General features: G+C 61.6%; 20 protein-coding genes. 16 read left to right on the top strand and 4 right to left on the bottom strand.

What is annotated here, in order from left to right:
• Positions 1–19: 19 nt before the first annotated feature.
• Positions 20–2,008 carry a ribonuclease R family protein gene (locus tag QQF73_RS00755; protein ID WP_285366876.1) on the top strand — a complete coding sequence of 663 codons (1,989 nt, stop codon included), beginning with the start codon at positions 20–22 and terminating at the stop codon, positions 2,006–2,008.
• 60 nt (positions 2,009–2,068) lie between these two features.
• Complete coding sequence (locus tag QQF73_RS00750) at positions 2,069–2,278, top strand: hypothetical protein (protein WP_219867321.1); 210 nt, start codon at positions 2,069–2,071, stop codon at positions 2,276–2,278.
• An 18-nt stretch (positions 2,279–2,296) separates the two neighbouring features.
• Here the strand turns inward: QQF73_RS00750 and QQF73_RS00745 are convergent, their stop codons facing one another.
• Positions 2,297–3,187 (bottom strand): 1-acylglycerol-3-phosphate O-acyltransferase, YihG family, encoded by an 891-nt coding sequence (locus QQF73_RS00745; RefSeq protein ID WP_219867322.1) that lies wholly within the window; start codon positions 3,185–3,187, stop codon positions 2,297–2,299.
• 199 nt (positions 3,188–3,386) lie between these two features.
• Between QQF73_RS00745 and QQF73_RS00740 the strand changes: the two genes are divergently transcribed.
• Positions 3,387–4,556 carry an alpha/beta fold hydrolase gene (locus QQF73_RS00740; protein WP_285366874.1) on the top strand — a complete coding sequence of 390 codons (1,170 nt, stop codon included), beginning with the start codon at positions 3,387–3,389 and terminating at the stop codon, positions 4,554–4,556.
• Here the strand turns inward: QQF73_RS00740 and QQF73_RS00735 are convergent.
• On the bottom strand, positions 4,553–5,224 hold the full coding sequence (locus QQF73_RS00735) for a haloacid dehalogenase type II (RefSeq protein ID WP_219867324.1): 672 nt from the start codon (positions 5,222–5,224) through the stop codon (positions 4,553–4,555). The two genes, QQF73_RS00740 and QQF73_RS00735, sit on opposite strands and share 4 nt — an antisense overlap.
• Before the next feature lie 192 nt (positions 5,225–5,416).
• On the opposite strand from QQF73_RS00735, the gene QQF73_RS00730 reads away from it, so the two are divergent.
• The 4 genes from QQF73_RS00730 to QQF73_RS00715 all read left to right on the top strand — a co-directional run bounded on the left by QQF73_RS00730 (position 5,417) and on the right by QQF73_RS00715 (position 9,839).
• Positions 5,417–6,328 carry a LysR family transcriptional regulator gene (locus QQF73_RS00730; RefSeq protein ID WP_219867325.1) on the top strand — a complete coding sequence of 304 codons (912 nt, stop codon included), beginning with the start codon at positions 5,417–5,419 and terminating at the stop codon, positions 6,326–6,328.
• Positions 6,329–6,547: 219 nt separating this feature from the next.
• Positions 6,548–7,768, top strand: coding sequence for a multidrug effflux MFS transporter (locus tag QQF73_RS00725; protein ID WP_285366872.1), 1,221 nt, complete (start codon positions 6,548–6,550; stop codon positions 7,766–7,768).
• A 104-nt stretch (positions 7,769–7,872) separates the two neighbouring features.
• Positions 7,873–8,370, top strand: a complete 498-nt coding sequence (gene tpx / locus QQF73_RS00720; RefSeq protein WP_219867327.1) for a thiol peroxidase — start codon at positions 7,873–7,875, stop codon at positions 8,368–8,370.
• 179 nt (positions 8,371–8,549) lie between these two features.
• Positions 8,550–9,839 carry an MATE family efflux transporter gene (locus tag QQF73_RS00715; protein ID WP_285368270.1) on the top strand — a complete coding sequence of 430 codons (1,290 nt, stop codon included), beginning with the start codon at positions 8,550–8,552 and terminating at the stop codon, positions 9,837–9,839.
• On the opposite strand, the gene QQF73_RS00710 is transcribed toward QQF73_RS00715, so the two are convergent.
• A complete protein-coding gene (locus QQF73_RS00710; RefSeq protein WP_219867328.1) occupies positions 9,825–10,250 on the bottom strand; it encodes a thioesterase family protein in 426 nt (141 codons plus the stop codon). The two genes, QQF73_RS00715 and QQF73_RS00710, sit on opposite strands and share 15 nt — an antisense overlap.
• A 169-nt stretch (positions 10,251–10,419) precedes the next feature.
• On the opposite strand from QQF73_RS00710, the gene QQF73_RS00705 reads away from it, so the two are divergent.
• The 4 genes from QQF73_RS00705 to QQF73_RS00690 all read left to right on the top strand — a co-directional run bounded on the left by QQF73_RS00705 (position 10,420) and on the right by QQF73_RS00690 (position 15,246).
• Complete coding sequence (locus QQF73_RS00705) at positions 10,420–12,057, top strand: MBL fold metallo-hydrolase (protein ID WP_219867329.1); 1,638 nt, start codon at positions 10,420–10,422, stop codon at positions 12,055–12,057.
• A 233-nt stretch (positions 12,058–12,290) separates the two neighbouring features.
• Positions 12,291–13,703 carry a M14 family metallopeptidase gene (locus QQF73_RS00700; RefSeq protein WP_219867330.1) on the top strand — a complete coding sequence of 471 codons (1,413 nt, stop codon included), beginning with the start codon at positions 12,291–12,293 and terminating at the stop codon, positions 13,701–13,703.
• A 46-nt stretch (positions 13,704–13,749) separates the two neighbouring features.
• Positions 13,750–14,694, top strand: coding sequence for a DMT family transporter (locus QQF73_RS00695; protein WP_285366870.1), 945 nt, complete (start codon positions 13,750–13,752; stop codon positions 14,692–14,694).
• A gap of 15 nt (positions 14,695–14,709) precedes the next feature.
• Entirely contained in the window at positions 14,710–15,246 is a 537-nt protein-coding gene (locus tag QQF73_RS00690; RefSeq protein WP_219867331.1) for a carbohydrate-binding protein, read from the top strand.
• 1 nt (position 15,247) lies between these two features.
• On the opposite strand, the gene QQF73_RS00685 is transcribed toward QQF73_RS00690, so the two are convergent.
• Complete coding sequence (locus QQF73_RS00685) at positions 15,248–16,444, bottom strand: MalY/PatB family protein (RefSeq protein ID WP_285366869.1); 1,197 nt, start codon at positions 16,442–16,444, stop codon at positions 15,248–15,250.
• Between the two features lie 204 nt (positions 16,445–16,648).
• Here QQF73_RS00685 and QQF73_RS00680 point away from each other — a divergent pair, with 204 nt between their 5' ends.
• The 5 genes from QQF73_RS00680 (at position 16,649) to QQF73_RS00660 (ending at position 22,856) form a co-directional block, all read left to right on the top strand.
• Positions 16,649–17,536, top strand: a complete 888-nt coding sequence (locus tag QQF73_RS00680; RefSeq protein WP_219867333.1) for an AEC family transporter — start codon at positions 16,649–16,651, stop codon at positions 17,534–17,536.
• 12 nt (positions 17,537–17,548) lie between these two features.
• A complete protein-coding gene (locus QQF73_RS00675) occupies positions 17,549–18,439 on the top strand; it encodes a prenyltransferase (protein WP_285366868.1) in 891 nt (296 codons plus the stop codon).
• A 179-nt stretch (positions 18,440–18,618) separates the two neighbouring features.
• Positions 18,619–21,126, top strand: a complete 2,508-nt coding sequence (locus QQF73_RS00670) for an acyl-CoA dehydrogenase (RefSeq protein ID WP_219867335.1) — start codon at positions 18,619–18,621, stop codon at positions 21,124–21,126.
• A 247-nt stretch (positions 21,127–21,373) separates the two neighbouring features.
• Positions 21,374–22,147 carry an ABC transporter ATP-binding protein gene (locus tag QQF73_RS00665; protein ID WP_219867336.1) on the top strand — a complete coding sequence of 258 codons (774 nt, stop codon included), beginning with the start codon at positions 21,374–21,376 and terminating at the stop codon, positions 22,145–22,147.
• On the top strand, positions 22,137–22,856 hold the full coding sequence (locus tag QQF73_RS00660) for an ABC transporter ATP-binding protein (protein WP_219867337.1): 720 nt from the start codon (positions 22,137–22,139) through the stop codon (positions 22,854–22,856). Before QQF73_RS00665 ends, QQF73_RS00660 begins: the two co-directional genes overlap by 11 nt.
• Positions 22,857–22,901: the final 45 nt, after the last annotated feature.

Genomic DNA, 22,901 nt, shown 5'->3' with positions numbered 1-22,901 from the left:
TTACCAGCCAGGTTCATTCATGCTCAATGCCGACGCTCTCAGCCAGTTGCGCCAGCTGAAATCCGACATCGAAGAAAATAAGGTGGTCTATCCGGGCACCGTCAAAGCCACCAACGGTCGATTCGGGTTTGTCGCCCTGGACGAAGGACGGGATGTATTCCTGCCCCCCGAAGAGATGCAGAAAGTCCTGCCCGGCGACCGGGTGAACGTGACCGAACAGGAAGTCGAAAAAGGCAAGACCCAGGGTGTGGTGGAGGAACTGCTGGAATCCCGGCTGACTACCTTTGTCGGCCGATACCTGGTGAAGGGCAAGGGCCATTTCGTGGTGCCGGAAACACCGGGGATCAACCGCTGGATTTTCATTCCGCCGAAAGAGCGTATGAACGCCGAGCCGGACGATTACATCTACTGCAAGATCCACAAGCATCCGATCAAGGACGGCAAGGGCCAGGCGCGGATACTGAGGGTGATCGGGAAGGCCGGCGAACCGGGCATCGAACGTTCTCTGACCCTGGCAACCTTCGATCTGACGGACGCCTGGCCGGAAAAGGTTCAGGCCCAGGCTGACAGCCTGAATGAAGAGGCCATTGAGGCGCGGGAAGCTGACCGCCAGGATCGCACCACGCAACCCTATGTCACCATCGACAGCCCGGGCACCCAGGACATGGACGATGCCTTGCTGGCCGAACCCAATGCCACCGGCTGGACCCTGTCCATCGCCATTGCGGACCCGACCTCACTCATCGAACCCGGCAGCCCGGCGGAGCAGGAAGCCTTCAAACGCGCCACCGCCATCTATTTTCCGGGTGAGCCGCTGCCCATGCTCCCGGACAGCCTCAGCACCCGTCTGTGCTCGCTGATGCCCGAGGTTAAGCGCCTGGCACTGGTTTGTGATCTTCAGGTCAACAACGACGGCAGCCTGGGTGACTACAGTTTCCATCAGGCGGTTATCCGGTCCCAGCGCAAACTGAGCTACGATCTGGTGTCCAATCTGATCGAAGGCCGCGAAGACGAGGACATCAAGGCGCTGCCCGACGCCGTGGCCAACAGCCTGGATCAGCTGCATCAGGTAGCGACTGCCCTGCGTAAATGGCGCAGCGAGCATGCCCTGCTCAGCGGCGACCGGCCCGAGTTCCGTCTGCGTCTGGATGAAAACAAGCGCATCCGCCAGATCGAACCGTCGGTCCAGAACGAGGCCCATCGCCTGGTCGAGGAATGCATGGTGGCCGCCAACCGCTGCGCGGCGGATTTCCTGACCCGTCAGGCCTCTGGCCTGTTCATCCAGCATCCGGGGCTGCGGGACGACCGGATCGACAATATCCGCGCCCTGCTGGAAAGCCATGCCCCGCACCTGTCCGACGTGGACGCCAACAGCGCGGACGGGTTCCGCCAGTTGATGAAACACACCGAGCAGCTCGAAGCCGAGGTGCCGGTCAAGGCGATCATCTCCCGCCAGCTCGCCCGCGCCGAGCTTGGCTTCAAGGCCGGCCCTCACCAGGGTATGGGCCTGGACGCCTACACTACCTTCACCTCGCCACTCCGGAAGTTTTCGGATTTCTACGTGCATCGTCTGATCAAGTCTGCGCTCTGGGATACCCCGATGACAGCGCTTACCGAGGACCAGCTGGAGAGCCTGCAGCAGGCCCAGATCCGTGCCCGCCAGGCGGCCAACAGCCTGGAAGCCTGGCTGAAAAGCGACTTCGCCAGGACCCTCGGCGACGAGACCCTGAACGGCATCATCAGCCGCACGGTTCCGGCCGGTTTCTTCGTTCGCCTGGACGCCAACGGCCTGGAGGGCTTTGTCAGCTGCAAGGACCTGGAGGGCAAATACGGCTTCGACCCGGTGACCCTGCGCCTCATTCACAACAAGAACGGTCGCATCTTCCAGATCGAGCAGTCGGTAAAAGTCCGTTTTGCGGGGGTGGACGAAGAGCGCCGCCAGATCAACTTCGAGCTGGTGGAGGCCGAGGAAATCCAGGCCACCGGCAAACCCGCCAGCACCGGTTGAAAAACCGTCAGGGCAGGCGCATCGTAATCACAGGAGAACATTCCTTGATGGAGGTGCGCCATGCCCATCACGCCTGACGAATTTCTGAAGAAGTACGGTTTCGACACGGACGAAGAAGAACGGGACCACAGCCTGCGGCACAACGCCATGGAGCACGCCAGGCACCTGCGCCGACCCCACGCCGGCACGCCCCACGACTGGGAGGAATGGGAACGCTACAAGCGCGAGCACCCGGACGAAGTGGAGGAGGACGACGACACCAGGGAATGAGCCGCCCTTCCGCTGGCGTTAGCCCAGCATCCGCTCCAGGCGCTCGTCCTTGGCCCGCCACTGATCGGCCAGCCAGTCCTTTACGTTCTTGCGATGTTCCGCGTCCGTTGAATAGTCCCGCCCCTTGAGGTGCTCCGGGATCTCGACGGTGTGAATCTCCACCTTGATTTCCTTCACCCGCCCGCAGATGAAGTCCCAGAACGTCGGTGCGCCACCGGGGTAGGCGATGGTGACATCGACCAGGGTCTGGATGGAATCACCCATGGCATCCAGCACAAACGCCACGCCACCGGCCTTCGGTGTGAGCAAATGGGTGTAGGGAGATTTCTGCTTGTCGTGCTTGGCCTGGGTGAAACGGGTGCCTTCGACAAAGTTCATGACGCTCACCGGCGTGTAGCGGAATTTCTCGCAGGCAATCCGAGTGGCCTTGAGGTCCTCGCCACGCTTTTCCGGATGCTTAATCAGATACTCCCGGGTGTAGCGTTTCATGAACGGGAAATCCAGCCCCCACCAGGCCAGACCGATCACCGGCACCCAGATCAGCTGTTGCTTCAGGAAAAACTTCAGGAACGGCGCCCGGCGATTGAACACCCGCTGCATCGCCAGGATATCCACCCAGCTCTGATGGTTACTGAGCACCAGATACCAGCTTTCCCGTTTCAGGTGCTCGGCCCCTTTCACGTCCCACTTGGTGCCGTGAGTCAGTTTCATCCAGCCGACATTGCAGGCCACCCAGGCCTCGGCAATGGCAATGATCACCCGGGTGCAGAACACCCGAAAGCCCTTGTTCGGAACAGCCAGCTTAAGGAGCGCCGGAATGTACAGCAGAATGCACCAGAACAGGGTGTTGATGCCGAGCAGGATGGAATTGAGTACGCCGATTACGGGAGCGGGGAGGAAGCTGAGCATGCGATTCCTGTTGTGATTGTTTTACCGAAATGGGAGGCAATGATAGCAACCGCCGAACCACTTGGGCAGTGGCCGAAAGTGACCTCTTTGCCAACCCGGTTGGACGGTTCTGCCATAGCCGGATTCCGCCCCATGGCTTATTGTTGCCCCAACTTCCCGTTCGTCATAAATACCGGGCCTGAAATCTATGGACACGCCAATGCCTAACCTTCTCAAATCCGTCGCCGACCGGGCATCGGGACTGAGCCGACAGACCGCGCTTTACGCTGGCAATGCCTTCGACCGGGTCTTTCGCGCGGCCAGTCTCGTTCAGGCCGGACAGACCCCGTTCGAGACCCTGTACAGCGACGGTCTGGTCAGCCTGCGCTATTACCCGCCGCTGGCCGAAGATTTCATCGAACTGGACGACACCGTGATTCCGGTCGAACGCCAGACCTACCGCACGCCGATCGTCATCATCCCGCCGCTGGCGGTGAACATGCTCATCTACGACCTGTTCCCACAGCGCAGCCTGGTCCGCTTCCTGCGCGCCAAAGGCTTCGAGGTCTATCTCATCGACTGGGGCGTACCGACCCGGGCCCACAGCCATTACAACCTGCACACCTACGTGGCTGAACTGCTGCCGGCCTATCTGAACCGGGTTCGTGAACACAGTGGCGAGCAGGAGCTGTCCCTGCACGGCTGGAGCCTCGGCGGCATGTTCACCCTGTTCTACTCCGCCCTGAGCAACGACCAGCACGTGCGTAACGCCATCGTGCTCGGGTCTCCCATCGACAGCCACGCCTCCGGCATCCTCGGGCTGCTCAACCAGCGCATGGCCGACGTCGCCGAGTTCGTCCGCAACCGGACCGGCTTCCGGATCCACAACGTCAAACCCCACTGGTTCCACACCCCCGGCTGGGCCAACACCATTGGCTTCAAACTGACCAACCCCATCGCCAGTGTGATGAGCTATTGGGAACTGGTGGTACGCCTGGGCGACCGGGAATTTGTCACCAACCATGCCACCACCTCGGCATTCCTGGACCGGATGGTCGCCTACCCCGGTGGCATCATCCAGGACACCGTGGTGCGCGTCTGGATCGACAACCAGCTGTCAAAAGGTGACATCCAGATCGGCGACGACATCGCCCGGCTGGAGAATGTGAACGCCAACTTACTCGCCATCGCCGGCAGTGAGGACACCATGGTAACTCCCGGTGCCGCCGAACGGGTGATGGACCACGTCAGCTCCAAAGACAAAACCTTTCGGGTGGTTCCCGGCGGTCATATGGGGATTCTGGCGGGCAGCAAGGCGCCCAAGGAAAGCTGGCTGGAACTGGCCGAGTGGCTGGCCGAGCGGTCCGGCGGGCGCCTGCATCACAGCTAGAGGGTTTTCAGAGTCTCGGGCAATTCAGACAGCGAACTTATGACAGCCGAGGGCTCAATTCCCCAATCCTCAAACACCTTCGCTGCATCCCGTTTAACCCAAACGGCCAGCAACCCTGCAGCCCGGGCCCCGATCACGTCCCAGGCATTGCTGGACACCAGGCAAAGAGGCTCGTCCCAGGCCCCGGTCGCCCGACGCGCGTAGGTATAGACGGCCGGATCCGGCTTGAACGTCTTCAGGTCATCCACCGACACCAGCCCCTCGAACTGCTCCAGCAGGCCATTGTGACCCAGCACTTTCTCCAGCGCCGGGTAACTGCCGTTGGAAAACGCGAACAGCGGATACTGTCCCTTCAGGGCTTGCAGGGCCGGCAAGGAGTCGTCGAACGCGGGCAGTGATAAATAGGCCGTGAGCAATTCGTTCTCACGCTGCTCCGACAACGCCAGCTTGTGCGTGGCCATGGCAAACCTCAACGCCTGCCGGGTGCACACACCGAAATCCTCGTAGACCTTCATCAACCCTTTGCGGAAGGAAAACTCCAGCTGTTTCTCCCGCCACAGCGCAGCCACCGCCTCGGCTTCCTCGCCGGCATCCTGTTTCAGCAAATCCGACATTCCCATGGGATCGACCAGGGTGCCGTACACATCGAAGGCCAGTCGCATCGTCATCTGAAAATCCCCCTTTCCAGTTGTGCCCGATGGGTTGGGAGCGGGCCAACCCAAATTTGAACAATCACTCAACTCTAGCAGACCACAAGGCGGTCTGCCGAAGGCATCGGCATAGGGACCGGGTTTCGCTTGCACGGCGTAATTGGTGGGCTGCCGTTCCCGCACAGAGAAGTCTGGGGTAGACTGCCATTCATGAACCCCATTGATACATTCAACCTCGACATCCGCGCCCTCGGCACCTTCGTCGCCGTGCTCGACGAGGGCAGCGTGTCCCGCGCTGCGGTCAAGCTCGGGGTCAGTCAGTCCGCCGTCAGCCATACCCTCGACCGTTTGCGACAGGCTCTGGGCGATCCGCTGTTCGTCAAATCCGGGCGCGGCATTACCCCGACCCGCTACGCCCTGCAGGCCGGACCACACATCCGTCAGATCCTGGACGACCTGCATTCGCTGGCATCCGGCCCACCGTTTACCCCGGAAACGGCGGAGTTCACCTTCACCATCGCCGCCAACGATTACCAGCGAGACCTCCTGCTGCCCCCATTGGCCACGATTCTGCGCCGGGAAGCGCCAGGGATCCGGCTGCAAGTCATTCCGTCCGGCATTCCCAGTGCCGGCATGCTGCGTAAGGATGTCTGCGACCTGATCATCTCCCCGCACGCGCCGGAAGCGACCGATATCATGCAGCGCGGCCTGATGGCGGACCGCATGGTGGTGTTCTACGACCCGAACCAGCGGGACGCGCCGCGGGACCTGCCCGACTACCTGAAAGCCGACCACATCGCCCTGCTGTTCGCCACTGGCGAGAAACCCGGCCTGGAAACCTCACTCACCGCCCGGGGGCTGACCCGGCGCACCGTGGTGACCGTCTCCAATTTCTCCGGACTGCCGGAGTTCCTGCGCGGCACCGATATGCTGGCCACGGCACCCGAGCTGATGAGCAAACACTTACTCCGGGAATTTGCCTGGACGCCCCTGCCCTTTGACTTCAAGCCCTTCACCCTGCTGATGCTGTGGCACCGCCGGAACCAGAACGACCCCGCCCACCGCTGGTTGAGAAATCACGTAAACGGCGTGGCGGCGACCCTGAACGGTCTTAACCCATAATCAATCGATATTGTTCATATATCGTATGAAGCCCGCGGCCGTTATCTTTCCAAGCCCACACCTCTAGACTCCTAGCTCACAGTCCGTCGGCGAGGTAAGACAGGGCTTTCCGAAACCCGCTCAAGCACATCCCTGCGACGCTTGAGCTCCGCTATCCTTGGCTCCGCAAGGTTTCGGAAAGCCCTGCCTCACCTCGCCTGCTCTAACTTCAGGATTCCCATGCTTACTTTAACCAGTGTCTGGACAACCATTCTGCTCGCCGCCGCCGTGGCCCTCGGCCCGCTCGCCACCGACATGTACCTGCCGGCGCTGCCGCAGATCGGGAGCGACTTTGGTACCGGAACCGATCAGGTCCAGCTGACACTGAGCCTCTACATGGTTGGCTTTGCCCTGGCCCAGCTTATCTGCGGCCCCCTGGCCGACCGCTTCGGCCGCAAGCCGATCATGATCGGGGGCTTCGTGCTATTCGCTATCGCCAGCATTGGCTGTGCTCTTGCCACGAACATCGAAACCCTGATGCTGTGCCGGTTCCTGCAAGCCCTGGGCGGTTCGGCAGGCCCAGTTCTGGGCCGCGCCGCGATCCGGGACATTTATACACCCCGTGAAGCCGCCAGGATCCTCGCCATTCTTGCCAGTATCATGGCGCTGGCACCGGCCATTGCTCCCACCATCGGCGGCTTCCTCGTCGCCGGCCTCGGCTGGTCGTCCATTTTCCTGGTCCTCGGAGGCTATGCCCTGGTGATGGCTGTCGTAGTGGCATTTGGCATACCCGAACCCATGCGCCCGGAATATCGCCAGCCGCTCAAACTCTGCAGCCTGCTGCGCAACTATCGAAGCATTGGCACCGACATCAGCTTTCTTGGCTACACCCTGACCAACGCCCTGATTTTCTCGGGCCTGTTCGCGTTTCTGTCGGGTTCGTCGTTCGTGCTGATCGACTTCCTGGGTGTGGCACCCGAACACTTCGGGCTGTTCTTCGCGTGCATGGTGGCCGGCTTCATCACCGGCAACCTGTCCGCCGTTCGCCTGGGCAGCAAACTGCTGCCAGACCAGATTCTGGTACGAGGACTGGTCATCGCGGTTGCCGGTGGCGGTTTGATGGCAGGGCTTGCCCTGGCCGGGGTTTACAATGTTTGGGCGGTCATTCTGCCCCAGACCCTGTTCATGCTCGGCACCGGCATGGTGCTGCCCCAGACCATGGCCGGCGCGATGGCCAACTTCCCGCGCATGGCTGGCTCGGCATCCGCCCTGTTCGGCTTTGCCCAGATGGCCGTTGCGGCCGGAGCCGGCATACTGGTGGGCCACCTCCACGACGGCACGTCACTCGTGATGGCCGTGGTCATTGCGGTCTGCGCCTGTGCTGCCCTGGCCAGCTACCTGCTGCTGGTCCAGCGCCATCCGGCAGCGGGTTTCGAACCCCAGGGTGCCTCCGCGCCATAATCGCCGGCCAGAGAACCGATCGGGTGCAAGATAGTCCAAACTGGACTACAAAGAGTAAATTGAATAACTCTGATTCCCACGCACCCGATAGCTAAGGAAAGGTCATGAGCAAGGTAAATCTCGACGGCAACCCCATTGAACTGAGCGGCAGCTTCCCGAAACCGGGGGACAACGCGCCGCCCTTCACCCTCACCAACAGCGGCCTGGAAGAGGTCAAACTGGACCAGTGGGCCGGCAAGCGCAAGATTCTCAACATCGTCCCCAGCGTAGACACCGGCGTGTGCGCCGCTTCCACCCGCAAGTTCAACGAAAAGGCCGGAAGCCTCGAAAACACGGTCGTCCTGGTCGTCTCAGCGGACCTGCCATTCGCCGCCGCCCGTTTCTGCGGCGCCGAAGGCCTGAAGAACGTGATCACGCTGTCGACTTTCCGCAATTACAGCTTCCAGCAGGACTACGGCGTCGCCATCCAGGACGGTCCGTTGGCAGGGCTGTGTGCCCGTGCGGTGGTCGTGCTGGATGAGGACAACAAGGTCATGTACAGCCAACTGGTCGATGAGATCAAGGATGAGCCGGATTACGAGTCCGCGTTAAAGGCACTCTGACACGCCCGAACGGGTCGGGCTGACGGCGTATCCTGCGGCGTCAGCCCCGACCAGCACGTCGCCACCGAAACCTGGCCCCAAACCTGTTAAGATCCGTTCCCCATTTCGAACCAAGGCCGCACCCTCATCCCGTGAGCAAACCACCCGAGACCGCCAGCCTGCCCCGTCAGCTCTACACCATGACCTGGCCGATGCTGTTTGGCGTGCTCTCCCTGATGACCTTTCAACTGGCCGACAGCGCCTTTATCGGCCAACTGGGCCGGGATCCCCTTGCAGCCCTGGGCTTCACCCTGCCCATGCAGCAGCTCATCATCGGGCTGCAGGTGGGGCTCGGCATCGCCACCACGGCGATCATTTCCAGAACCCTGGGCCAGGGCGACGAACTCCGTGCCTTTCGCCTTGGAGGGCTGGTAATCACGGTCGGCGGCAGCCTGGTGTTCGTGCTGTGCCTGGGCCTGTGGTTCCTGCAGGAGTGGATCATGACCGCGCTCGGTGCCGAGGAGTCACTGCTGCCCATGATCCGCAGCTACTGGGTGCCCTGGCTGATTGCCGCCTGGGCCGGCGCCACCCTGTACTTCGGCTACAGCGTCTGTCGCTCCCACGGCGACACCAAACTGCCGGGCTACATGATGGTCGCCACCAGCCTGCTCAACATCGCGCTGGATCCGCTGTACATCTTTGTCTTCGACTGGGGCCTGCCCGGTGCGGCCTGGGCAACGGTCACCTCCTTTACCATGGGCTGCCTGGTGATCTACCCCAAACTTCTTAAACGGCACTGGGCCCGATTCGATCTCGGCCAGCTTGCCCTGGGCCAGGCGCTGAAACAGCTCAACGGCATTATGGCGCCGGCCATGGTCAGCCAGTTGATGCCGCCGGCCTCGGCCATGCTGGCTACCGCGATGGTGGCGGGTTTTGGGTCGGCTGCGGTAGCGGCCTGGGGGCTGGGAACGCGGCTGGAGTTTTTCTCGATCGTGGTGGTGCTGGCGCTGACCATGTCGATGCCACCGATGATCGGCCGGTTGCTGGGCGCCGGGGATATTGAGCAGATCCGGAAGCTGGTGCGCATCGCGGTAAGGTTCGTGGTCGCCTGGCAGCTGGCCATCGGCGTGACCTGGCTGGCCGCCTCAGGGCTGGTATCGGAGCTGTTCACCCGCGATGCCCAGGTTCAGGACATCCTGGCCGGTTACCTGCTTCGAGTGCCGCTCAGTTACAGCGGCCTGGGTGTGTGCATGCTGATGGTTTCGGTATGCAACGCGCTGGGCCTGGCCATGCGCGCGCTGTTGGTGTCGACCCTGCGGCTGTTCCTCTGCTTTCTGCCGCTGCTCTGGCTCGGCAGCCAGCTCAACGGCATCTTCGGGCTGATGAGTGGCGCCCTGGTAGGCAATCTGTTTGCCGGCGTCATGGCCTACAGTTTTTACCGCGCGGGCATGACCAAGCTGCGCACGGCCCCGGTGTCAGCCAAAACGTGACCGGAAGCTTTCAGGCATTGGCGACACTTCCTTGCGCTGGTAGTTGAAGAACACAAAACCGTACTTGGCCAACGCAACGGGCTGGCCGCTTTCGGCCTTGGTGACCCGGAACACGAAATCGCCACCGTACTTGTTGAAATCCATCAGTCCGACTTCAAAACGGAGCATTTCCGGGAAGAAGGATTCCGACTGATACATCGTGGCCAGATCGGTCACGATGATGCCGATCCCGTCGTGGCCAGCTTCCTGGATACCGTAGTTCACCAGGAACTGGGCCCGCGCCTCCGACAGCATGGATATCAGCGCGTCGTTGCCCAGATGGTTGGCGCCATTGATGTCGGTGATGCGCACCGGCATGTTGGTTTCGAAGTAGAAGACGTCATCCGGGAAAGCAAGTTTGATGCGGGCCACGTTGGGTACCTGTCTGGCTGGGGATTCGTATGACAGGGCGCATAATACGCGTTTGGCCTGCACTGTTCATCTTGTGGTGAATTCAGTTATCTTGCTTATTTATGCCTTTTCGCCCAGCCCCCGGGAAGTGGTGACTGGGCGCACCCATACAGCTAATAACAGGAAAACTATGGATATTCGCCCTGCGGCCACTCTGGTTCTGACTCGAGATACGGAAGACGGTGTTGAAGTGCTGCTGCTTCAGCGCACCTGGGATGCGGTGTTTCTTCCCGGCTATTTCGTATTTCCGGGCGGAGCGGTGGATCAGGGGGAATACCGGGCCCGGGCGCACGCGGTCGGTCCTGAGGATACCGAAATCAGTCAGATCATGAGTCTGGATGAAGGGGGCGCGGACTACATGCTCGCCGCCGTGCGGGAATGTTTCGAGGAAGCCGGCATTCTGGTGGCCGTCGATGAGAACGGCCAGACCATAGGCGCGGATCACCCCGCACACGGGGACCGCGATGCGGTGTTCCGGGGCGAACTGGGCCTGGCGGACCTGTGCCAGCGTCACGGGCTGACGATTCCTCTGGACCGGCTGGCGTACCTGAGCCACTGGACCACGCCGCCGGGGCCACCCCGGCGCTTCGATACCCGGTTCTTCGTGGCCGCGGCACCTGAAGGCCAGGTGGCCAGCCACGACGGCACGGAAACCATCGAGCACCTGTGGATCAGCCCCGAACAGGCGCTGGAAGATCATCGCAGTGGGCGTCGCCTGCTGGGGCTGCCAACGCTGCGGACCATGCGCGTGTTGAGCGATTTCCAGACCACCGGGGCGCTGATGCGCTATGCCCATGCCAATCCGCCCGAGACCTACCCCAGCAAACCATGGCCGGCAACGAAGAAAGGCAAGCCGGTTATGCTGGAGCCGGGGGCACCCGCCTACGACGAGGCCACCCGGCTCGACCCCGAGGGCGAAGGCAGTACCCGCGCCGAAATCGTTCCGGGCGAGCCGGTCGAGATCGCCGCCGGCGTGGTTCGGCTGACCGCGCCCAACCCAGGCATGATGACTGGGCCGGGTACCAACACCTACCTGCTGGGCCACGAACGCTTTACCGTGCTGGACCCCGGTCCGGATGATGCCGTGCACATCGAACGGATTCTGGAACTGACCGGTGGCGTGATTGACCAGGTGGTGGTGACCCATACCCACCCGGATCATTCACCGGCAACGGCGCCTCTCAAGGCAAAAACCGGATGTCGCGTGTTCGGTCTGCCGGCACCCGAAGGCCCCTCCCAGGACCGCACGTTCGCGCCGGATGACGAGCCCGAACACGGCGACCTGATCGTGACCGAGGCCGGGCTTCTGAAGACCCTGCACACGCCGGGCCACGCCTCCAACCACATATGTTACCTGCTCGAAGGCCCCGACCTGCTGTTCTCCGGCGACCACATCATGCAGGGCTCAACGGTGGTGATTAATCCACCGGACGGCGACATGAAAGCGTACCTGGACGCCCTCTACGACCTGCTCGGGGAATCGATCGGGGTGATTGCCCCGGCGCACGGCTTTCTGATGGGCTACCCCGAGGCGGTGATTGATTTCCTGATCACCCATCGGCTGGCCCGGGAGCACAAGGTCGCCACGGCGCTGAAACAGCACGGCCCCGTCACGCTGAAGGATCTGACAACCCAGGCCTATGACGACGTCCCGGCGGCCATCCATGGTCTGGCTGCGCGCTCGGCCCTTGCCCACTTGCTGAAACTGGAAATTGACGGTCGAGCCCGACAAAAAGAAGAACTCTGGCACGCCACCGGCAAAACCTGAACGGTGGCGGTAACAAAATCACAACCAGAACTCGCAAAATCTCCATATTGTTAACCAGCTTTAACGGGTATAACGGGGCTAGCTGTATAAGCTAGCACCTGGGCAACGTTTGCACAGGAACCCGAAAAAGACCGGCATTTCATGAAGGTGGCATTAAACCTTTGTCACAGCTGTATTCATGACCGCCAGGGGGCCTCTATCCTTGAGCGCATTCTGACGACCCGTGAGGAACTATGCTGTTGCACTGGCATTACACACTGACACCACTCCGACTGTTCGCCTGCACGGTGGCGCTGGGCCTGCCATGCCTCGCTGTGGCCGAAACCTCCAGTACCAACGCCGAAAAGAACGAGGAAACCCGGGTCGCGGTGCTGGCCGAGGACGAGAATGTCGAGGACGTTGAGCGCTCACAGCCGCGTCGCAAGGACACCGACCCGACCGCATCTGCCACCAACAGCACACAGCCGGCAACGGACACCGAGTCTTCCGACGCAAAAACCGGGGCCAAGAAGGTTGCGCCAAACATTGACCTGAAAGAGGTCGCGTCGCCCCACGAACCGGAATTGAAGGCCGATTCAGCGGCTCCGGCTGAGTCGGAAGTCGCAACCACGCCGGCCGAGGACAGTGAGATCCGACCCGGCGAGGAAACCTCAGGCATGGTGCCGATGGAACCTGCCATTCAGCCAGCCAAGAGCTTTACCCTGCTGGACACCGAGATCCTGCCCGGCACCTCCACCCGTCTGGCCTGGTCGCCCGGCATCCAGATTGCCGGTCTGTCCCAGCCCACGCCGGTGCTGGTGGTGAATGGCGCCAATGCCGGTCCCACCCTGTGCCTGACCGGTGCCATCCATGGTGACGAGCTGAACGGTATCGAGATCATCCGGCGCACCATGTACGACCTGGATCCGGAAAAGCTGTCCGGCCGCGTGGTGGGCATTCCGATCGTCAACCTGCCTGGCTTCCAGCAGGGCAGCCGCTACTTGCCCGACCGTCGTGACCTCAACCGGCATTTTCCGGGCAGCCCCGACGGAAGCCTTGCCGATCGCATTGCCCACTCGCTCTTCGAGAACATCATTCGCCGCTGCAACATGCTGGTGGATATCCATACCGGGTCACTCAAGCGCACCAACCTGCCGCAACTGCGGGCCGACATGAACAATCCGGACGTCGCCACCTTTACCCAGGGCTTTGACCGCATGGCGGTGGTCCACAGCTCCGGGTCACCGGGCATGCTGCGCAGCGCGGCGGTGGAAGCCGGTATTACCACGGTCACGCTGGAGGCGGGCGAGTCACATCGCATCCAGGAACACCAGATTGAAGCCGGGGTGAACAGCCTCACCAGTCTGATGGAACGTCAGGGCATGATTTCCCGCATGTTCGTCTGGGGCGACCCGGAGCCGGTCTACTACGATTCCGACTGGATCCGTGCCCAGCATGGCGGAATCCTGTTCAGTGAAGTGGATCTGGGCGCCCGCGTATCCGAAGGCGAAATTCTCGGGTACGTGGCCGATCCGATCACCAACGCCCAGTACCCGATCCGCTCCAGCAGTAATGGCCGGATCATCGGTATGGCGGTGGATCAGGTTGTGATGGCGGGCTTTGCCGCCTACCACATTGGTACGGAGGCAGAAGTTCCGGGAGAATAGTATCCTGTGCGTTTTTCCTGACCAAACCCGAGCAACGAGAGTAAGAGTGTCTTCAGAAAACGCCGGACTGCTATCCCGAATGCCTGGCCTGGCTTACGTCGGGCTGGTCCTTACCCCCCTGTTCTGGGCCGGCAATGCCGTGGTCGCCCGCGGCACCGTTGACGACATTCCGCCGCTGTCCATGTCGTTCTGGCGCTGGGTCATTGCGCTGGTCATTCTGCTGCCCTTTGGCCTGCCTGGCGTCTGGCGCCACCGGCAGATCATCCGGCAACGTCTGGGCTCGATGCTGGCGCTCGCCACCTTCAGCGTCGGTGCCTTCAATTCCCTGCTTTACTTTGCCGCCACGAGCACCACCGCCACCAACATTGCCCTGATCAACGCCACCATTCCGATCTTTGTCGCGCTGATGTCCTGGATCCTGCTCGGGGACCGGACCCGGCCGCTGCAGGCCCTGGGCATTGCACTCGCGGTCCTCGGTATTCTGACGGTTGTGGCCCAGGGCGACATCGCGGTACTGACCGGGCTCCGGGCCCAGCCGGGCGATCTGATCATGGTGGCCGCGGTGTTCAGTTGGGGGTTATTTTCAGTGCTTCTGCGCCGCCAGGCGGTGCCCCTTCCGGCGCTCACCTTCCTGACCACGCAGATCCTGCTGGGCGCACTGGTGATCCTGCCCTTCTATCTGACCGATCTGGTGTACTTTTCCGGCGGCTTCAAACTCTCCGGAGATACCCTGCTTCCGTTACTTTACTTTGCCATCTTCCCCGGCATCCTCGCTTATGGCTTCTGGAACCACGGCGTACACGCCATAGGTCCCTCGAAAGCCGCAATTTTCATGTACCTGACTCCCGTCTTCGCGTCTGTCCTGGCTGGCATTTTCCTGAAGGAATCGCTCGGACTATTCCATGTTGTCGGCGGACTGCTTATTCTGGCAGGTCTGGTTCTGGCAACCCGGGCCGGTCGACAGGCAGCGGCCTATCGCGAGTCGGGCTGAGACAAGGAGACCATCATGTTTGGTAAACCGAACCCACAACTGTTCGTTTCTGTTCTGCTGCTGCTCGTTGGCCTGGGGCTGACCACCACGGCACACGCCGAACCCTGTGACCCCGAGAAATCGGGCTGGGAATCCGCCAGCTTGTATCGTGCGGAGGCCGTGGTCTTTCACGACGGCCAGTGGTTTCAGGCCCGGCAGATCAGCGAGGGCAAGGAGCCCGGTATCAGCTTCGACTGGAAGGAACTGGATGAGGTCCCGGACTGTGACGCCGAACAGATGGCGAAGCAGGAGCCGGTTGAGGAGAGCTCCAACCCTCCGGCCGGTAACCCGGCGCCCGGCGACGGCAGCAACCCGTCAATATGCCAGACACCCGAGCAGTGGCGGTTTGCCTGGGACTACACCGAGGGCAACCTGGTTACTCACGGCGGCATGGTGTGGGAGGCGTCCCGGAAGACCAGCGGCGACATGCCCGGCATGAACGAACCTCCGCGCTGGCGCAAGGTCGAGGATCACTGCTCGCTGAAACGGAAACTGGACCTGGAAACCCAGTAACTCAGGGGCGCGTGCCCAAGGCGTTTTCAATCCGGTCCAGCACTTCGGTCAGTACCGACCTCGGGCATCCAATGTTCAGCCGCATGAATCCGGAGCCCGGGTCGCCGAAAGTCAGGCCCGGGTTCATGCCCACTCCGGCCTCCTGGACAAAGAAACGCTTGAGCTCGGCATCGGTCATGCCCAGCTCGCGGCAATCCAGCCACATCAGGTAGGTGGCTTCCGGGGCCGAGACCCGAATGCGGGACAGACGGCCGTTGACCGCCTCCTCAACGTAATCCCGGTTAGCCTGCAAATATTCCCGAAGGTCGTCCAGCCAGGCGCCACCGTCACGGTAGCCCGCCTCAAAGCCGGCCACGCTGAACGGGTTGCACTGGGTCATGTGCAGGGTCTGGAACACGCCTTTAAGGGCGGCGCGACGTTCCGCATCGGGGATAACCAGCGCTGACAGGCCCAGTCCCGGCATATTGAAACTCTTGCTTGGCGCCACGGCCGTGACCAGCGCGTCGTCCTGCTCCGCCAACGTCGCCAGCACTGAATGTCGGGGCCCGTCGTCAAAGGTCAGGTCACAGTGGATTTCATCGGACAGCACCACCAGATCGTGCTTTCTGGCGATGGCCAGTACCGCCCGCAACTCTTCCTCGCTCCAGACCCGGCCAACCGGATTGTGGGGCGAACACAGCATCAACACCTGGGCATCCGGCCGGGCCGCGCACTGCTCCAGATGATCCAGATCCATCCGGTAGCGACCCGGGCCGGCACCCCGTCCCTCCTCAAGCACCAGCGGATTCTCGATCACGGTTCGGCCGCTCTGGCGAACCGAACTGAAGAATGGCGGATACACCGGAGGCTGGATAATCACGCCCTGACCCGGTTCGGCGTAGGCCATGCAGGCGGCGTGGAGCGAGGGCACCACGCCGGGCGCCATCAGAATCCAGTCGCGCTGGATGTCCCAGCCGTGACGGGCGCGAAACCAGTGGATCATGGCTTCGTAGAGGCTGTCCGGGAACAGGGTGTAGCCGTAAACCGGGTGCCGGGCCCGCTCGACCAGGGCCCTGGTAACAGCCTCGGGGGCGGCAAAGTCCATGTCCGCCACCCAGACCGGAATCACATCCTCACGGCCAAACACGGCCTTCCGGGCATCGAACTTCACCGAGCAGGTGTGGTCACGGGCAACGGGCTGATCAAACGGACTGGTCACAACATACTCCCTGACAGGCGGTCATCGCTTACTGTAATGGCCCGTATTGTGGGGCCAGGGTCCGGCCACCGCAACCGGGGCCCGGACGGCAGGGGCCTCCTGCTTTGGTCGAACACCGGCGAATAGTGCTTGCCCAGTCAGTGTGATACTTGCGAACCTAACCGTTTCTGTCTTGGACCACTGTCACTCCTGTCGGAGCCTTCAATGATTGCCCAGATTCTTTCCACGATGTTGCCGGTCTTTGTTATCGCCGGCTGTGGGGCTCTCTATGGCCGTTATCGCACCCCCGATATTCAGGGCCTGAACATTCTCAACATGGAACTGTTTGTGCCCATGCTGGTGTTCGCGGTGCTGGCCGACCAACAGGCTCCGCTGCAGGAATACGCCCGCCTCGCCCTCGCGGCAACCGTAGTGGTGCTGGGCTCCGGCATCGTCCTCTACCCGGTGGCGAAAGTGCTGAAGCTGAACCTGAAGACCTTCCTGCCGCCAATGATGTTCAACAACTCCGGCAACATGGGTATTCCATTGCTGGTTCTGGCCTTCGGCGATGCCGCTCTGCCCGCGGCGGTGGTCCTGTTCATTGTCGAAATGCTGCTGCATTTCTCGGTCGGCTTGTACATGCTCGACCCTCACACCTCCATTGTTCAGCGACTGAAGCTCCCCATTGTGTTTGCCAGCATCGCCGGCCTGGCGGTCAATCTCGGCGGCGTGCCCCTGCCGGCATGGTTGCTGGAAACCCTGAACATGCTGGGCGGGGTGTGCATTCCGCTGATGCTGTTTGCCCTTGGCGTGCGGATGCTGGATGTCGATTTCAGCGACTGGAAACTGGGCATGCTCGGTGCCATCGCCTGCCCCGCCAGCGGCCTGATCCTGGCCTGGCCGATGATTCAGATCCTCGATCTGCCCGGACTGCAGGTGGCATCGCTCTGGGTTTTCGCCGCCTTGCCACCGGCGGTGCTGAACTATATGGTCGCGGAGCAATACCGGCAGGAACCGCACAAGGTGGCGTCGCTGGTGCTGCTCGGCAACCTCGGCAGCCTTGTGGTCATGCCGATCGTCCTGGGACTGGTGTTCGCCGAAGGTTATATCTAGGGAAAGAAAGCCATGGCCGAGAGCGCTGCGGTTATCCGGGCGTCACGCCCGAATTTTCTGATTCTTGCCCCGCTGTGCGCGGGCCTGGGGATCGCCGTTGCCTGGCGTCAGGGTGAACCGGAAAGCCTGGTCGACACCCTGCTGGTGTTGCTGGGCGCTGTACTTGCCCATGCGGCGGTCAATCTGTTTAACGAGTACGAGGACTTTCTGTCCGGCCTGGATCGGATCACCCGGCGAACGCCCTTTTCCGGAGGCAGTGGCGCCCTGCCCCGGCACCCCTCGGCGGCGAATAAGGTCTTGGCCGCTGCCCTGGCAACCCTGGGCCTGGTCATCACAATTGGGCTGTATTTCCTGTGGCTGCGCGGGATGTCCATGTTGCTGGTGGGAGTGGTCGGAGTCCTGCTGATCCTCACCTACACCCGTTGGCTCACGCGCTCGCCGTTGCTGTGCCTGCTGGCACCAGGACTGGGTTTCGGGCCGGTCATGGTGTTGGGGGCCCTCATCGCCCTCGGCGCCCGGATCGACGCCACGGGCATTCTGGTTTCACTGATCAGCCTGTTCCTGGCGAGCGAACTGCTGCTGATCAACCAGATTCCCGACGCCGAGGCCGACCGTACCGTTGGCCGCCGACACCTGGTTGTTACCCGGGGCCGCGCTGCGGCCGCCCGGCTTGTGCCCGTCCTGCTGGTCGCGAATTACCTCGCCATCGTGCTCGGTTTGCTCGCCGGCTGGCTGCCACCGATCACCGGCTTTGCCCTGCTAACCGCCCCGTTGGCTTTCTGGGTCAGCCGACACCTGGCCCATGCCCTGGACCAGCCGGACCGTCTCAACGCCGTTCTCGGCGCCAACGTCGCCACGCTGCTGGCGACCCTGGCGCTTCTGGTAATCGGACTCTGGCCCTGACCCGGCCATACAGCCTCCAGCCAGTAACCACCCGACGTCGGTTCCGGTTTTGCCACTTCCCGCCATTTCGGTCGTAAATGTTCACAGTGCGTGTCGCTGCCAGCTTGCAACTGGTCGAACTTTGACCGAAGGTTAAGAACAAATCTGGTTGATTTTATTCGTGAAATGGAGGTCTTCCCATGAGTGTTCTGTTACTGCTGATCAGCGCCCTGGTCCTGATCTACCTCGGCATTGGCGGTACCACCGCCGCCGCCATCATGACCATCGCGACGGTGGTTGGACTGTTTCAGGACCATTGGCACATTATCAGCATACTCTGCGGTGGCGCGCTGCTGGCTCTTGCCTTGATTCTGGTGCTGCCCGGCGACCTGCGCCTCAACAAACTCAGTCGCCCGCTCCTGGGCTGGGTGCGCAACCGTTTGCCATCGCTTTCGGACACCGAAGCGGAAGCCCTGAAATCCGGCTCCGTCGACTGGGATGGCGAGCTGTTTTCCGGCAAACCCCAGTGGAACAAACTACTCGATGCCCAACCGGCCCACCTCAGCAGCGAGGAGCAGGCGTTCCTGGACGGGCCTGTGGAAAAACTCTGCGCAATGCTGGACGACTGGAAAATCACCCATGAACAGTATGACCTGCCGGACAAGGTCTGGAAGTTCATCCGGGAAAAGGGCTTTTTTGGACTGGTGATTCCCAAGGAAGATGGCGGCCTCGGTTTTTCCAACACCGCACACTCCGAGATCGTAATGAAGATCTCCACCCGCAGCGTCTCGGCGGCGGTCACGGTGATGGTGCCCAACTCCCTCGGTCCGGGCGAGTTGCTGATGCACTACGGCACCGACGAGCAGAAACACCACTACCTGCCCCGCCTCGCCGACGGCGAGGACATTCCCTGCTTTGCCCTGACCTCGCCGGTGGCCGGTTCGGACGCGGGCGCCATCCCGGACAAGGGCATCGTCTGCAAGGGCGAATGGAACGGCAAGGAAGTGCTGGGTCTGAAGGTTACCTGGAACAAGCGCTACATCACCCTGGCGCCGGTGGCGACGCTGATCGGCCTGGCCATCAAGGTCTATGACCCGGACAAACTGCTGGGCGGCGACGAAGAGGTGGGCGTGACCTGCGTGCTGGTGCCCCGGGAGACCGAGGGTGTAAATGCCGGTGCCCGGCACCTGCCGATGAACACGGTGTTCATGAACGGCCCGACCTGGGGCACCGACGTGTTCATTCCCATGGACCAGGTGATCGGCGGCCAGGACATGCTGGGCAAGGGCTGGACCATGCTGCTGGAATGCCTGTCCATCGGCCGTTCCATCTCCCTGCCGGCCCTGGGCACCGGTGCCGGCAAAGTTGCCAGCCTGGCGACCGGCTCCTACGCCTACACCCGGGAGCAGTTCGGCCGCTCCATCAGCCAGTTCGAAGGCGTGCAGGAAGCACTGGAGCCCATTGCCGGCTACACCTACATGATGGATGCCGCGCGCCTGCTGACCTCTGGCATGCTGGACCGGGGCGTGCGGCCATCGGTGCCGTCGGCCGTGCTGAAGTACCGCAACACCGACCTGATGCGGGAAGTCATCAACCACGCCATGGATGTGGTTGCCGGCCGCGGGGTGATTACCGGGCCGCGCAACTTCCTGGCCCGGGCCTACCAGGCCGTGCCCATCGGCATCACCGTGGAAGGCGCCAACATCCTGACCCGCAGCCTGATGATCTTTGGTCAGGGTTCGATCCGCTGCCATCCGTTCATCGTTGAGGAAATCGAAGCCGCCGGGATGGAGGACCAGGAGCAGGCCGTCAGGAAATTCGACGGTATCTTCTATCGGCACCTCGCCCACACCACCCGCAATGCCCTGCGTGCGCTGATGCTTGGGCTGTCACGGGGATGGCTGGAATCGGTGCCCCGGCAGGGCGACATCAAGTCCAGTTACCGGCAACTGGCCCGGTTCTCGGCCGCGTTTGCGTTGATGACGGACGTCACCCTGCTGACGGTCGGCGGAGGTCTCAAGGCCCGACAGAGGCTGTCTGGCCGCATGGCCGACTGCCTGACCCATCTGTACTACGCCACGGCCGTCATCAAGCAATGGCATGAAGAGGGCTACCCCGACGACCAGCGACCGCTGGTGGAATGGTGCCTGCAAACCTGCCTGCGGGACCTGCAGGCGTCCATGCGCGAAGCCATCATCAACTTCCCGGTGACCGCCCTGCGCTGGCCCCTGCGCCTCCTGGTGTTCCCGCTGGGCGCGACCGGCCTAAACGGCCCGGATGACAAGCTGGGAGCCCAGGTTGCCGAATCCATCGTCAAGGACACCCCGGTTCGGCAGCGGATCAGCCGGGGCACGTTCGTGACCATGGATCCGGACGACCCTCTCGGACGCGTACTGAATGCTTACAAGCTCGCCCACGAAACCGTCGACATGCGCAGCAGGCTGCATCAGGCCATCCGTAACCGGGACGAGGACGAACTGGACGGCATTGCCCTGCTGATGGGCCATCAGCGCAAGGAGTTGGTGGACTGGGCCTGTGCCCAGGGCGTGGTGAAGGAAGAGGAGTGCGATCAGCTGCTGGAAGCCCTGACCGCGCTGTACGACGTTATCCGCGTGGATGCCTTCGACGGCGAGGGGCTGAAGGCCCTGTCCCGGTGCGCCAAGGGTAAGCGCAAGGTGGTGGAACGCGCGCCGAAAGACGAAGAGTAACAGCGAGGAATCACGGACCGGAAAGCGGTCCGTGATTCATTCCAGGTTATTGATTTATCCCCCCTCCTTTATTCCCCGCCTAATGCTTTCGTCTAGCTGACCCAACTTGACAAGATCGTCGTCCGGCATCTTTACTGAAATGCGTATACGGCATATCGAACTGCCAATTTATGACAATGAAAGGTAATAAAAACAACAACCGCCAGTGCCTGAATCACAGTCCACTGGCCTGACGGGGGTGCTTTCAGTGACCGATTACGCCCGGAAACCGGCCACTATTCTGGAAACCCATGGCCTCACCAAAGACTTCAAGGGCTTCACAGCCGTCAAGGACATCAATCTCAGCGTCCAGACAGGGTCGATCCATGCCCTGATAGGCCCGAATGGGGCAGGCAAAACCACCTTCTTCAACCTCCTGACCAAATTTCTGAAGCCGACATCCGGCCAGATCATTTATGACGGCAGGGACATCACCCATGCCCGGCCAGCGGGCATTGCCCAGCGCGGATTAATCCGGTCATTTCAGATCTCTGCCGTGTTTCCCCATCTGTCGGCCCGGGAGAACGTCCGCATTGCCCTGCAACGGAAACTGAACGTGTCCTATCACTTCTGGCGCCCGCTGCGAATTCTTGACCAGTTGAACGAGAAGGCGCAGGCGACGCTGGAGCAGGTTGGCCTTGGCAAGTTTGCCGACGTCAAAGCGGTGGAACTGCCCTACGGGCAAAAGCGGGCACTGGAAATAGCCACCACTATTGCCCTGGAACCAAGGTTAATGCTTCTGGATGAGCCCACCCAGGGCATGAGTTCGGAAGATGTGGGCACGGTGACTGACCTGATCAAGCGTGTGGTCGAGGGCAGAACAATTGTGATGGTGGAGCACAACCTGAATGTGGTTGCAACGCTCGCCGACCGGATCACTGTGCTGAACCGGGGCGAAATCCTCGCGGAGGGCAACTATGACGAGGTCTCCAACAACCCTGAAGTGATGGAAGCCTACATGGGAACCACCGATGCAGCCTGAGCAGAAGCCGGAACTACTGCGGATTGAGAACCTGCACGCCTGGTATGGCGAGTCGCACATACTCCATGGCCTGAACCTGACCCTGCACGAGGGTGAAGTCATTACGCTGCTGGGCCGGAATGGCTCCGGACGGACAACAACCCTGAAAGCCATACTCGGGCTGGTCAGCAAACGTACCGGTTCCATAAAGGTCCACGGTACCGAAATCATCCATATGCCCACACACCGGATTGCCCATGTGGGCAAACTGGGGTACTGCCCGGAAGAACGGGGAATTTTTGCGTCTCTCAACGTCGATGAAAATCTGGAGCTGCCACCGGTCATCGCCAAAGGCGGGCTGTCGGTGGATGAAATCTACTCCATGTTTCCGAACCTGAAAGAGCGGCGCAAAAGCCAGGGGTCCAAGCTCTCCGGCGGTGAACAGCAGATGCTGGCGATTGCCCGGATCCTGCGCACCGGAGCCAACCTTTTACTCCTGGACGAGATAACCGAAGGACTTGCCCCGGTGATCCTGAAAGCCCTGGACGATGTCATCCGGAAACTGAGGGAAAAGGGCTTCACGATCATTCTGGTGGAACAGAATTTTCGCTTTGCCGCGCCTCTGGCGGATCGGCACTACGTGATCGAACACGGTCAGGTCGTTGAACAGATTGATGCGGCCGATCTCGAGGCCAAAAAGGAGCAGTTGAACAGACACCTGAGTGTCTGAGCCTGTGGGCCTGGACCGCCTTTATGGGTCCGACCCGGAATCTAA

This window comes from Marinobacter albus (assembly GCF_030238305.1).
Lineage (GTDB): Bacteria > Pseudomonadota > Gammaproteobacteria > Pseudomonadales > Oleiphilaceae > Marinobacter > Marinobacter albus.
Note: the sequence above shows the minus strand (reverse complement) of the source record. Positions and strands in the feature narration are given on the sequence as shown.